13 protein-coding genes are annotated in these 12,694 nt (G+C 62.5%); 4 read left to right on the forward strand and 9 right to left on the reverse strand.

All coding sequences use genetic code 11. The annotated features are described in order from the left end of the window. Window positions 1–9 precede the first annotated feature (9 nt). Window positions 10–375, forward strand: coding sequence for a hypothetical protein (locus tag K426_RS23575; RefSeq protein ID WP_066563889.1), 366 nt, complete (start codon window positions 10–12; stop codon window positions 373–375). Between the two features lie 35 nt (window positions 376–410). Here K426_RS23575 and K426_RS23580 read toward each other — a convergent pair whose 3' ends face one another. The 3 genes from K426_RS23580 to K426_RS23590 form a co-directional block, all read right to left on the reverse strand. Then, the gene (locus tag K426_RS23580) at window positions 411–1,211 is read right to left on the reverse strand and encodes an SDR family NAD(P)-dependent oxidoreductase (RefSeq protein ID WP_082749133.1); all 801 of its coding nucleotides are present in this window, start codon (window positions 1,209–1,211) and stop codon (window positions 411–413) included. A gap of 78 nt (window positions 1,212–1,289) precedes the next feature. After that, complete coding sequence (locus K426_RS23585) at window positions 1,290–3,683, reverse strand: TonB-dependent receptor (protein WP_066562939.1); 2,394 nt, start codon at window positions 3,681–3,683, stop codon at window positions 1,290–1,292. 149 nt (window positions 3,684–3,832) lie between these two features. Further along, complete coding sequence (locus tag K426_RS23590) at window positions 3,833–4,711, reverse strand: AraC family transcriptional regulator (protein WP_066562941.1); 879 nt, start codon at window positions 4,709–4,711, stop codon at window positions 3,833–3,835. A 244-nt stretch (window positions 4,712–4,955) separates the two neighbouring features. Here K426_RS23590 and K426_RS23595 point away from each other — a divergent pair, with 244 nt between their 5' ends. Next, entirely contained in the window at window positions 4,956–6,245 is a 1,290-nt protein-coding gene (locus K426_RS23595) for an MFS transporter (protein WP_066562942.1), read from the forward strand. 53 nt (window positions 6,246–6,298) lie between these two features. Here K426_RS23595 and K426_RS23600 read toward each other — a convergent pair whose 3' ends face one another. Genes K426_RS23600 through K426_RS23610 form a run of 3 tightly spaced genes read right to left on the reverse strand, consistent with a single transcriptional unit; the run spans window position 6,299 to window position 9,140 of the window. Then, window positions 6,299–6,694 carry a carboxymuconolactone decarboxylase family protein gene (locus K426_RS23600; RefSeq protein ID WP_066562944.1) on the reverse strand — a complete coding sequence of 132 codons (396 nt, stop codon included), beginning with the start codon at window positions 6,692–6,694 and terminating at the stop codon, window positions 6,299–6,301. Then, window positions 6,691–7,539: an NAD(P)-dependent oxidoreductase gene (locus K426_RS23605; RefSeq protein WP_066563895.1), complete on the reverse strand. Its 849-nt coding sequence runs from the start codon at window positions 7,537–7,539 to the stop codon at window positions 6,691–6,693. Before K426_RS23605 ends, K426_RS23600 begins: the two co-directional genes overlap by 4 nt. 5 nt (window positions 7,540–7,544) lie before the next feature. Further along, window positions 7,545–9,140: a spinster family MFS transporter gene (locus tag K426_RS23610; RefSeq protein ID WP_237230089.1), complete on the reverse strand. Its 1,596-nt coding sequence runs from the start codon at window positions 9,138–9,140 to the stop codon at window positions 7,545–7,547. Between K426_RS23610 and K426_RS23615 the strand changes: the two genes are divergently transcribed. Both K426_RS23615 and K426_RS23620 read left to right on the forward strand, forming a co-directional pair. After that, window positions 9,141–9,413: a PRC-barrel domain-containing protein gene (locus K426_RS23615; protein WP_066562946.1), complete on the forward strand. Its 273-nt coding sequence runs from the start codon at window positions 9,141–9,143 to the stop codon at window positions 9,411–9,413. Window positions 9,414–9,483: 70 nt separating this feature from the next. After that, window positions 9,484–10,113 (forward strand): TetR family transcriptional regulator, encoded by a 630-nt coding sequence (locus tag K426_RS23620; protein ID WP_066562947.1) that lies wholly within the window; start codon window positions 9,484–9,486, stop codon window positions 10,111–10,113. On the opposite strand, the gene K426_RS23625 is transcribed toward K426_RS23620, so the two are convergent. From K426_RS23625 to K426_RS23635, 3 genes are read right to left on the reverse strand one after another with little or no spacing between them, the layout of a single operon-like run. After that, on the reverse strand, window positions 10,078–10,650 hold the full coding sequence (locus K426_RS23625; protein WP_066562950.1) for a VOC family protein: 573 nt from the start codon (window positions 10,648–10,650) through the stop codon (window positions 10,078–10,080). The two genes, K426_RS23620 and K426_RS23625, sit on opposite strands and share 36 nt — an antisense overlap. Beyond that, window positions 10,647–11,915 (reverse strand): hypothetical protein, encoded by a 1,269-nt coding sequence (locus tag K426_RS23630; RefSeq protein WP_066562952.1) that lies wholly within the window; start codon window positions 11,913–11,915, stop codon window positions 10,647–10,649. The genes K426_RS23625 and K426_RS23630 overlap by 4 nt, the downstream gene beginning before the upstream one ends. Then, window positions 11,912–12,688: an SDR family NAD(P)-dependent oxidoreductase gene (locus K426_RS23635; protein WP_066563898.1), complete on the reverse strand. Its 777-nt coding sequence runs from the start codon at window positions 12,686–12,688 to the stop codon at window positions 11,912–11,914. Before K426_RS23635 ends, K426_RS23630 begins: the two co-directional genes overlap by 4 nt. Between the last annotated feature and the right edge of the window lie 6 nt (window positions 12,689–12,694).

Consider the following 12,694-nt stretch of genomic DNA (forward strand, 5'->3'; position numbering starts at 1 on the left):
GCGATGCGCATGAGCGAGGTAGAAGTGCCGGATCTGGAACAGGCGATCCGCGACAATTACCGGCTGTGGAACGAGGGAAAGCGTGACGAACTCGACCGGCTTTTCCGGGCGCTGGGCCCCCAAGGCTTTACGATCGAATATGTCGGATCGCCTGCCGTCGACGGTAGCACCGCTATGGCGGAGATGTGGGCGGAATATGGCGGAAAATGCACGACCGAGCCGCTGGAGGTGATTGTCAACGGATCGGAGGGCGCGGCCTATGTAGCCAATCGCCTGCAAACCAAGGATGGCATTGTGACGCTGCCGAGCCTCGAAACCTACAAGGTCGCCGATGGCCGGCTGACGATCCGCTATTTTCATCGGACCGCTCATTAACCCCCTGAGAACCGAAGTGCAGGCGTTGGACACAGCTAGTCCTTCGCCTGCATGAAGGCCAGCAAATCGGCATAATGGGGCTGGTGGACAAGGCCGCCGCCAGAAATGGATATATTCTCACCCGTGATGTAGCGCGCCTCGTCCGAAGCAAGAAAGGCGACCAACGCGGCGATATCATCGGGCGTACCGAATTCGGGCGTCAATATATGCCGCTGAATAATCTCCTTCAGGCCCGGCACGGTTTTTTCGAGGGCTTCAGTCAGCACCACGCCCGGCGCGATGCTGTTGCAGCGGATATTCTGCCGCCCATGCTGGGTCGCCACATATTTGGTGAGGCCGATGATCGCCGCCTTGGACGAACCATAGGCAATGCGCGCAAGATCCCCGGCGGTGCCCGAATTGGACGCGGTATTGATGATCGAACCGCCACCACCGGCGACCATATGCGGGATCGCATATTTGCATCCCAGCAAATAGCCGGTGAGATTGACGTCGAGAATCTCGCGCCAGATCCCGATCGGAATGTCGACGGCGGTGGTGTCCTGCGGACTTTTGTCCGGATCGGTCATCGCCGCATTATTATGTAATATGTCGAGCCTGCCGAAATGGTCGACGGCGCGATCAACCATCGCCTTTACCGACTGCGGATCGGCGGCATCGAACTGGACCGCCAGCGCCTTGTCCCCCAACGGGGCGGCCGCACGGACGGCCGCCTCCTCGAACAGATCGGCGATTACGACGCGAGCCCCCTCCGCAACGAGGCGCCGCGCGACGGCGGCACCGATACCACCGCCGCCGCCGGTGACGATCGCCACCCTGTCTACCAACCTCATCATCTTTCAAGTTCCCCGGTCATGGGCTGGCGGGAAAAAGCCGTACTGGCCATAGCTTCTCCCGCCATCCGCGTTATCCGATCAGAATTTAAACGTCGTTTCCACGCCATAGGTGGCCGGCTGACCAACATAGGCGGCTGTGATGCCCAATGTCCGATAGAGATCGGGGAAGCGCCGCAGCAGATACTTCTTGTTCGTGATGTTGCGACCATAGACGGCGATTTCAACATTGGGATTTTCAAGCTGGAAAGCGATACGGCCGTTGAAAATGCCATAGCCGGGCACACGACCAAAGCGGTTTTCCGTATCATAGGCGGCCTTGGTCGCAGCCGACGCCTGGTCCGCCGCCCTGACGGCATCGAAATGCTGAGCGCCGACATAGGAATAGGCGCCGGTGACAGCAAGCGTGCCCGCTCCCAACGGAATTTTCTGCGTGGCGCTGATATTGAGCTGCTTCTTGGGCAATTGCAGCAGCGGCAAACCACTCAGATCGACGACGCAGCCATTGACGACCCCAGCGCCGTTCGTGCAGCCGCTGCCAGCCACCACCTGAATTTCGCTGAAGCTACCCTTCACATATTTACCGTTTTGCAGCGAACCGTTGACGCTGAGCGTCATGCCTTCCCACGGCACAGCCGTGATTTCATTTTCCATGCCCCAGATACGGACCTTGCCGTTATTCTGAATATATTGGGTGACGCCGATGCCGGTGACGAAGCTGTTGACGATCGCCTGATTGTCATCCTTCCACGTGTGGAAGACCGCGGTGTTGAAACGCAGCCGGCGGTCGAAGAGATCGACCTTCAGGCCGGCTTCGACGTCTTTCACCTTTTCGGGGGCGAAGGCGGGCAGCCCCCCTGCCCGCAGGTTCCAGCCACCGGCCTTGGCCGCGCCACGGGTCGCGAGATAGAGGAAGAGATTGTCGCTGGCCTGCCAGTCGAGACCCAGATTCCAGGCCGGATAATTGAACTTGGCATTCTGCGCCTGATTACAGGTGGTGGCCGTAACCGGTTCCGTCGGGGTCACCGTACAGTTGATGCCGGTCGGCGTCCCCGCCACGGCGACATTATAGGGTCGGCCATATATCTGCGCATTATGCAGCAGGCTGTCGCGGGTGTCCCAGGTATAGCGGAAACCGCCCACCGCGCGCAGCTTCGGCGTCAATTCATAATAGGCCTGGGCAAACAGGCCGAAGGTCTTGTTGGTGACATCGGCGTTCGAATCACGGATGAGTCCGCCGAAAATCTGCGACCGACTGAATTCGTAGCCGCTCTCCTTGCCCGCATAGGCGCCCGTGATGAAGCTCAGGCTGTCGGTGATATTGCCGGAAAGCTGAAATTCCTGAGAAATATAATAGGAACCAGACCCCGCGAAGGTCGCCAGCAACGGGACGGCGGTGCCATCCGTGTCGTTCTGACCATAGTTCATCGAGTGGCGATAGCCGGTGATGGACTTGAAGTTCAGGCCGCCCAATTCAACATTCAGGGTGCCGGAAAAACCGTATACTTCGAGCGTATTAAATGGCCGCACGCCATAGAGTGCCTGCGCCTCTGGAGTCAGCGTACCGATGGTGGCCGGGATCGACGTGCCGGTCGTTGTATTGCCCCACCAGTTTTCCTTGGTCAGCAGGCCCGCGGTGAGCCCCGGCTGGAAGGCCGCAGGAACGATCGCCGGATTGAAGGCCCAGAGCGCGATCTGCTGACCATGGTTGGACTGGCGGTTCCAGTCGCCCGACAGGGTCAGATCCCAGCCATTGCCCTCATATTTGAGCTTGCCGCGAACGAACTTGCTGTTGTTGTCGGAAAAGTCGCGCTTGGTGAGAAGATTGTCGCCATAGCCGTCCCGGTCGTTGATCGCCCCGCTCAGACGAATCGCCAGGCCTTCCGCAAGCGGCACATTGATATTGGCCTGCGCCCCCAGCGTACTGTAATTGCCAAATTCTGCCTTGAACGCACCGCTGAGCTGGTCGTTCGGATCGTTGGTAACGATGTTGATGGCACCACCAGTCGTGTTACGGCCGAACAGGGTACCCTGCGGTCCGCGCAGCACTTCCAGCCGCTTGACGTCCTGAATATCGGTCATGCCCGTCGATGGACGGGGAATGTAAATACCGTCAATGTACGTGGCGACGGCAGGATCGTTGGCGAGGATCGGCTGGAGATTGCCCTGACCGCGAATGGCGACGAAGACGATACCGTCGCCGCCTGCCGAACCACGACCGATGACAAGGCCCGGAGCGGTGCGCTGAAGATCGACGACATTTTCGACCTTGGCGGTCGTCAGCGCTTCGGGCGTAAGCGCGGTGACAGCGATAGGCGTGGTCTGAAGACTTTCCTCGGTACGGCGCGCGGTGACCACGATATCCTGAATGCCTTCGCTGGCACCCGATTGCGGCTGCTGCGCATAGGCAGGCTGTGCCATTGCGGCAATCAGCGCGCCTGTGGCGATCGCACCCAAAGTAGCGGTCTTGCTCATTTTTTCCCTCCCCATCATTTTATTCGGCTTCGATTTGTAAACGCAGAGTGCGTCTAGCTTGGAGATAATGCGCTCCATAGTGGTAGGCTCCTGTTTGACTGTGCGGCGACAGAATTTGGCCGCCGATCGATATTTTCTTACTTGCCGGGTCAATGGACCTGCGGCGGCTGGCAGCGGAAATCCTTGGGCGTCTGGCCCGTCGCGGCGCGAAAGGCAGCGGAAAAGGCCGAAGTGCTGCTAAAGCCGCAGCGCCAGCTGATTTCCTTGATCCGCGCGCCGTCGTTCCGCAGCAGTTCCTTGGCCAAAGCGATGCGGCTGCGCGCGACAAATTCACCCAGACTGACGCCGGTTCCGTCCCTGAACACGCGGGCGACATGGCGCACACTCATGTTGCAGTCGCGCGCAATATCCGCGACGCCAAGGGGAGCGGACAGATTGTCCATCACATAGTCGATGATATTGCGCACCTGCCGCGCACCGCGTGATGTCGTGCTGCCCAATTCCCGTGGACACATGTGCCGGACGAGTTCGACCGCCAGCCCCATGAGCATCGATTCGACAAGAGTCTGGCTCGCAAAGCCGGGCGCCCGCAATTCCGCCGCCAGTCCGGCAAAAAGGCGGCGCATGGAAATATTCTGGACATCGGCGCAGGGGTCCACCCTCTTCAGCGGCTGCTCGCCGTCGAACAGTTCTTCCAGAAATTCGTCCCCCAGCGCGACACACACCAGATGCCGTTCCTGAAGCGCGGGTTCGCCGACATATTGGCGATGCGGCGGCATGTAGAGAATGTCACCCGAAGCGACACGCCGATCGGGTCGGCCCATGCTGACCATGCTGCGTCGCGGTTGACCGTCGAGCGAATAATCCAGATAATGTTTCTCAGGGCTGAAGACGCCACTGCTGGGCAAAACCCAATCGAAATGACGCAAATCCACACGGGCATCGCGAACGGTCGCCACCGCTTCGATGTAGAAATTCTTGACCCCGAACCTGTCCTGGCCGGTCCAATCGCTCTCCGGACGAAACATCGCCACCTCTGCCTGTTTCTCTTCTCTCTGTGCATCAGATAGGCGCAGCACCCACTTTTACTTCTATCTTCGGATAGGTGGTCAAGACGCCCAAGGGCGGCACATCCATAAACCGTACTCGACACAATCTGGCCGAGGGCGGCATGGGGAACATATGCTATGCGTTTCTCACGCACCTCAGCCTGATATCCAAAAACAGGAGGCGCTCAATGTCCATCGCACCGCTCTTGCAGCAGCGGGCGCCATGAGAGCGCTGTCGGAAAAACCCGCCGCCGTCAGCCATTATCCCTGGTATGTGCTGGGCATATTGACGCTGGCGCAGACCTGCCATGGCATCGATCGCGCCATCATCGGGCTGGTGCTGGCGCCGGTCGGGCATGAATTTGCCCTGTCGGATGGACAACTCGGGATATTGGCGGGCTTTGCCTATGGCATATTTTTCGCTCTGGCCGCCCTGCCCTTCGGCGTAGCGGTCGACAACTGGAACCGTCGCAACCTGATGGCTGCGGCACTCACGCTGTGGAGCGGCGCGACCGCTTTGTGCAGCCTGGCGACCGGATTCTGGACATTGCTTGTAGGCCGTGCCGCGGTAGGGACGGCCGAAGCGGGCGGTTCACCGACCGGCATGTCGTTGCTGAGCGACTATTTCGGGGAGGACCGACGCGCAACCGCTATCGGCATCTGGTATCTGAGTTCGGGTATCGGCCTTGCCATCGCCTTCATCGTGGGCGGTGCGATCGTGCAGAACGCCGGATGGCGCTGGGCATTTGTGGCCGCCGGCGTACCGGGACTGGTGCTGGCGCCCCTGCTGCTGCTCACCGTCCGGGAACCATTGCGCGGCGCGCATGACGGGCCGGCCCCGCTGCAAGGAGAGACGCTGAGGCTGGTGCAGCGTATCCGCCTGCTCGCGGCGCGACCGGGACTGCTTTACTGCATCTTCGCCATCGTCCTGATCGCGGCGGGGATTTACGGCATGAGCACATGGCTCACCACTTTCCTGATCCGGGTCCACGGCATGCCCATTGCGCGGGCGGGTTTCCTCATCGCCATTGCCTATGGCGGCCTCGGCTCCCTGGGCGGATTTCTCGCGGGTTGGGTGATCGACCTCATCAACCGGCGCCGTGGCGGCTTCGATCCGGCAAGGACATCCCTGTTCGGCGCGGTGATCCCCTTGCTGACGGCAGTGACCGGCGTCGGCACCGTGCTGTTCCGGGACCTTGATCTGATGCTGGCGCTGCTGATGGCCTGCGGTTTCCTCAGCGCTTCCTATAACGGCCCGATCTACGCCGTCATCGTGACCATCGCCGGGCCGCGCCTGCGGGGCCTTGCGGTATCTCTGGTGCAATTGGGGGCAAACCTGATCGGCGTGGGCGCCGGCACTTATCTGATCGGCGCCGTCAGTGACTTTGTCGGGGGGACGGCGGGTGTCGCCTGGGGGATCGGCACCGCCATGCTGTTCACCTTTGCCGGGGGATTATTGCTGCTGCTGGCGTCCCGCGCGATCCGCCGTGCCCAAAATAGCGGCGAAGCATAAGAAAAGGGCGGCCTGGTTCTTCGACCAGACCGCCCTTTGTCATGCACGCCCTGTCATTTGGACGCGGCGTCGCGCTCCTTGCGCCGTGCCTTGGCGGCTTCGATCCCCCGGAACACGGTGGTCGTGTTGCCCGCCCCGGCATAGAACAGTATGAAGAGCGGCAGGAAGTCCAACTCCTCATCGGTGAATTCGTTATTGATGAGGGCGCCGTTCATCTGGATCTCGACCAGATCGGCGCGTCCCAGCATGGCGGTCGCGCCCAGCACCAGCAGGCGCTTCTCCCGCATCGAGAAGATATCGCTCGCCCACAGATTGGCGAACTGGTTGCCGACGATTTCCTGATTGAAGGAAGAGTCGCGATACGGACGGGTCATGTCCGACGATCCCGGTCCGTAGACCTTGTCGAACACTTCAAGTCCCTTCTGCCACTGCGCTTCGTCGATGCTCATGCCTTTTCTCCCATTACATTTTCAAGGCCGACGACCGCCTGATCGGTCCGGCGTGTCAGTTCGACCAAGGGCAACGCGATGCCATAGCTGCGCGCCAGATCGATGGCCGCATCCAGATCCTTGACCATCAGCCCGCGCGTATATTCGCGCACTGCCGCTTCCTGTTCGCTGGACGACGGATCGTCGCGTACCGCCAGCATCAACGGTCCGCCCACGCTGTCGGAGCTGGCGTCGATCACTTGCGCAAGTTGGCGGACATCCACCCCAGCATTGCGACACAATACGGATGCCTCATAGCCGGCGCGCAGGCAGCCAAAGACGATGACGTTACGCGCGATCTTCGCCGCCATGCCCGCGCCGGGGCCGCCCATATGCGCCACCAGCTTGGCAAAGCCGTCCAGCACCGGGCGCACATTCGCAATGGTCTCATCCGTGCCGCCGACCAGGCAGACGAGGCCGTGTTCGCGGGATTTTGGGCCACCGGTCACGCCGCAATCGACCAGTTCCACGCCCGCCGCGTCGGTCAGGGCGCGCACGGCGTCCAGATCCTCGATCGAGACGGTCGCCACCAACACCACGACCATGCCCGGCCGCGCGCGCGACAAAACCCCGTCGGGGCCTGACAGTACGTCAATCGTCTGCTTTGCGTTGACGACGGCGATGATGACGACGTCGGACTGCGCGGCCAGTTCCGCCGGACTGGCGACGACGGGCGGCACCCCTTCCAACGTGTCGGCAGCATCGGCACGAATGTCATAGACCGCCGCCAATTGATTTGTCCGCGCGAGGCATATGGCGACACCCGCGCCGATCTGCCCCAAGCCGATAACTCCTGCTCTTCCCATCCTCATTATCCTTTCCGCCGCCTGTACGCGGTCCTGTAATCGACAGGCCGGGAGGGTGGCATAGCCAAGACCGACGCGTCATCCCGTTCAGGGCCGCTTGGCCGAACCTCGACAGCTTTCCCGTCCTTCACGACGCATTTGCCTCCAGCGGTAGATTTTTTTGCGGCGAGAAGATAGTGGAGAACCGCGATCAAAAGCACGGATGCGGATAGCTGCATGCTCAGTTGCAGACCGCTTGCCGCAGCCGAGAGACAGGCCGCCGGCGGTGGCCCCCTCCCCGCAGCGAGACAGTCCGCGGCATAATTCCCCTCGTAGAGAAACACGGCCAAACGATCGCTGAGATAGCCCAGCACCACCGATCCCAATCCCAGCCCGGCCACGGTCTGGCCGAAGGAGTGGAGCGCGGCGGCGGATGCCCGCATGCGCGGTTCGACCAGCGATTGTGTAATGGTCATGATGGCGGGGGTGAAGGCGTAGAGTAAGGTGGTGGCGACGAAGAGAAAGGCGACCAGCCATCGCCAGTCCGACTGATGAATCGCGAGCAGATAGAAGGGCAGCGCCAGCCCCACCGCGATCGCGGGCGCCCATCCGCCCCAGCGTATATCACGCCGGATCAGGCGTCCGATCAGATAGCCGCCGCTGACCTGCCCGACCATTGTCGCCAGACTGAACGAAAGCGCAAACATAAGACCTGCGTGGGCAAGCGGCAGATCGAAGCGGCGGACCAGCAAAGGGATCAGGAACAGGTTGGTCCCGAACCCGACCAGCCCTACGAAACCGCTGCCGAAGGTCAGGTGCAGGAAGGCGGGCGAATGGGCGAGCCGCCGCAACACCATGGCGAAGGGCGGCGTATCCACGCTTTGCCCCGCATCTTTCCGCTCGGGCTCGGGAATCGTCGCGATCAGCAGAAGCGCCAGCAGCAGACCGGGTGCGCCGACCGCCACGAGCGCGAGCCGCCAACCGAATGTCTGCGCGACCGCGCCACCAGCGATCGCCGCTATGGCGCCGCCCAGAGGTACCCCTATCGCTATCAGCGAAAAGACGACCGCGCGGCGACCGGCATCGAACCGGTCGGAAATCATCGAGACGAGCGCCGGTGTGAAGCCCGCTTCTCCGATGCCTACGCCCATGCGGCACAGCAAGAGCTGGACATAACTTCCCGCTGCGCCGGAGAGCGCGGTCATCAGCGACCAGAGCATTGTCACCACAGCGATGATCCGTACCCGGCTGTAGCGTTCGGCCAGCCGCGCCAGCGGAATGCCCAGCACGGCATAGAAGAGCGAGAAGGCCAGCCCGCCGAGCATGCCGAGTTGAAGATCGCTCAGCCGCAGATCGTGGCGAATCGCCTCGCCGACCACGGCGATGATCGTGCGATCGATGAAGTTGAACATGTAAATCGCGCCCAGAAGCAGCAGAAACCATTGGTCGCGTGCGCCTGACCCGCCCCTGCCCTTCATCGCCTCTCCGATTGCCATCCGGCTGCTTTTTTCATGCATGTAAGACAGATAGAACAGATTCTTTTCGATGTGTATTGGTTTTCTCTTGAAACGATCCTTCGACTGCGCCAACAGGTCGCCATCTTCGACAAAGGATTTCAGCATATGAAGACCATCATCATCGCGCTCACGGCTCTGGGCCTGGCCGCGCCCGCCTTTGCCCAGGCGCCTGCGGTGGATCGCAACGAGGCGATCTACTCCGCCGATGGAACCAAGATCGGCAAGGTCGATCGCGTGCTGACCGCCGGCGACGGCGCCGTGAGCGCGGTGCGCGTCATCTATCGCGGAAAGTTCATCACCATCCCCGCAACCACGCTGAGCGCGGGTGAGAAGGGCGTGACGACCAGCCTGTCGAATGCCGAGCTGAAGAAACTGTGATTTTTTGCCCCACGGTCTTGCAGGACCGTGGGGCATGGACCCGTGCCGCGCCTCGGCTTAAAGCGAAGGCATGAGGGCAAACCAACAACCGCTTGCACGGCTTCCCCGGCGCGGCCGACCGCCGCAATCCGAAGGGCCTGCGCTCGACCGCAGCCGGCTGGTCGCGACCTTGCTGGACATGGCCCGGTCGGGCGGAATCGAATCGCTCAATATCCGTCCGGTGGCGCAGCGTCTGGGCGTGTCCCCGCGTCTGCTCTACCATCATGTCCGCGACAAGGAGGAGATGCTCGGCCTGCTGACCGACGAGATTCTGCGCGGCCGGATGCCCGACCTGTCGGCGCCGGATTGGGAAAGCCGCCTCCGCAGCATCGCCCGCGCGGTCCATCTGGCCTATCGCGATTTTCCGGGGTCCGCCGCCTTCATCCTGTCACGCAGCGCCAACCGGCTGGAGCAACCCAATGCGCTGGCGATCCGCCGCGCCATCTTCGAGGCGCTGGCCGAGGCAGGGCTGACACGGCCGCAAAGCGAAGAGATGCTGGTGATTTTTTCCGTCATCGTGCTGGGCAATGTCGTCGTGTCGGAAAGCCTGACCGACAATGACGAACGGCTGGCGATGCAGCGCGATGTGGTGGAAGCCGCCTTCACCCGCGCGACGGACATGCTGCTAACCGCGATCCGCGCCATCGCGGGCGCGGCCTGAGCCTAAGGCAAGGTCGGCGATGGATCGGACGGGGCGGCTGATCCCGTCCCACGCGCGATGGGCGGCGTGCATCCGGTCGAGCGACGCTTCCATCGCAGGCGAAAGCTCCATCAGTTCGACATAGCCGCCATTGCCTGCGCGGGTATCGAACAGCGCGAACCTTTCACCCGACGCCATCATTCCGCTGAACGCCATGGCATAGCCTTCGCCGGACAGCCGCTCCACCCCCTCGTCATAGGGAATGCGCAGCATGACATGATGATAGCCATCGCCATGACGGTCGAGCATTTCGGTGAAGACCGAAGGCCCCTCATTCGTCTGCTGGAGCAGTTCGATCAGCAGTCCGCCGGAAAAGCCGAACGCGACCTTCATCGCCACCTGCGTCGGCGCGCCACGATAGATCTGGCCCGGCAGCACGGGCACGTCGAAAACGAAAAACGGTCCCGCCCCCATGACCCGCGTCCAGTGAGCCAATGCGCGCTCCATGTCGCGCACCACCTGACACAGTTCCAGTATCGAGCCCTTGGGCTGCATCATGCGTCTCCCCAGATTGCGGCATGGGTTCGCAGGCCATGCTGGCGCGCGCGATCGCGCAACTGCTGTTCTCGCAGGGCGAGATCGACCCGGGGAACGCCTGCGTCCACTTCGCGGTCGATGGCCGCCAGATCGACGACACGCACGTCGCGAATGAAGCGGGCGGGGTCGGCGCCTTCGGACACGCCCTGCCAGCGCAGCAGCACCCAGCCTTCTTCGAGGCCCGTCGTATCGATCCAGTTGGCGATGCCCGGATCGACGCCCGCCACCACATAGCTGACCGTGCAGTCTACGGCGGGCGTGACCTGCCCACTGTTGAGGCTGACCATGCGAAGCATCGGATCTGGCGAGATCGTCCACGGGTCGGCGATCTGGATGCCGGTATAATAGCTGCCCGCCGGATCGATGGTCACTAGCAACCCCTGCCCTTCCCCCAGTGCAAAGCGCCCACCGGCCAGATAGCCCCAACCCCCGTCGCGGCCATTGGGTCCGATCAGCCGATTGGGTTCGGGATGGCCGAGAAAATCATTTTTGAAACCCGACCAGAAGGCGACCCAGGCAGGCAGGTCGGCGATGATGGTCCGGGCAATCTCGCTCTCGCTGCGCGGGCGCCGGTCCGATGGCGGGTCGAGGCGACGGACGCTGACCTGTGCCGGCACCTGCCGCCAGTCGCGCTGACTGTCACGGGTATAGACCTGAATCCGCGCGCCCGGCTCGGTCCGCAAATGGGTCGCACCGCCTTCCTGCGGGCCGACGGTCACCGTCACCTGCCCATCGGCATCGCAGAAGGGCAGAAGTTGCTGAAGCGTCAGCGCGCCCAGATTACGGCCAAGTCCCGCATGATGCTCCGGCTCGACCTCGGCAACAATGCTGAACTGTGGCGGATCGGCGGAAAAGCGAATGTCGACGGCATAGTGCCCATCGCCATCGACCGGAATTTCACGATTGAAATTGTCAGGATTGTCGATCGCCACCGCCGCACCCGGATAGATGTGGCCGAACCAGCGCCGCGGGGCGTTGCTGATATTCCAGACGACCTTGGGATCGGCGGGATCACCATTGGCTTCGCGCATGGCGAGCCCCAGCACCCACTGATCGAGCGCACGATCCAGCCCCAGCCGTCCGTCGAGCGTAGCCGCCAGCGGATCGGCCAATAAGAGGAGGCGCGCCTCCTCGCGCGCGGCGCGGATGTCGGCCCGTTCGATCAGGCGTAGCGCCAGCCGTTCCGCCGCCGCCTGATCTTCGGTCCAGAGGGGGTTGGCGGTCATGAAATGGTCCCCACCCGGCCGCCTTCGGTGAAGATGGTGCTGCCGGTCGTGTAGCTGGAGCCGTCCCCCGCCAGCAATATGGCTGCGCCTACCGCCTCGTCCGCCGCGCCGAAGCGCTTGATCGCGTTGCGCTCGGCCAGGCCCAGCCCCTTGTGAATATCGGCCTCTTGTCCGTCCGGACTCATCGATCCGACGCACAGGCAGTTGATCCGCGTGTGCGGCGCCTGCGTCTTGGCCAGCTCGCGCACCAGAAAGAGCAGCGCCGCCTTAGACACGCCATAGGCGACGGCGGGCGGGATTGGCGTGAAGCCGCCGCAGCTCTGGACTGAAATGATGCTGCCCTTGCCATGCGCCTTCATATCGGCCTCGGTCAGTTCGGTCAGACGCCAGGTCGCCATGACATTGACGTCCATCGCCGTTTTCCAGACGTCGTCCGTGTTCGCCCAAAGCCCGCCATCAGCGGCATAGACCACGCCGGCCGCGGCATTGTTGAAAACGATATGGATCGGCCCAAAAGCCTCACGGGCGCCCGCCACCAGCCGTTCGAGATCGGCCTTCTCGCCTGCATCGGCGGCGATGGCGATCGCCCTGCCGCCGTCGGCCGCGTTGATCTCTGCGGCAATCCGGTCGAGCCGGCCCTGCGAGCGGGCGGAGAGGACCACATTGGCGCCCAATTCGGCATAGGCCTTGGCGACATGTTCTCCCACGCCCGGCCCTACGCCGGTCAGGATGGCGGTGCGCCCGTCGAGGCGGAAACGGTCGAGAACGCTCATGCTCAT

This window comes from Sphingobium sp. TKS, from assembly GCF_001563265.1.
Classification (GTDB): Bacteria; Pseudomonadota; Alphaproteobacteria; order Sphingomonadales; family Sphingomonadaceae; genus Sphingobium.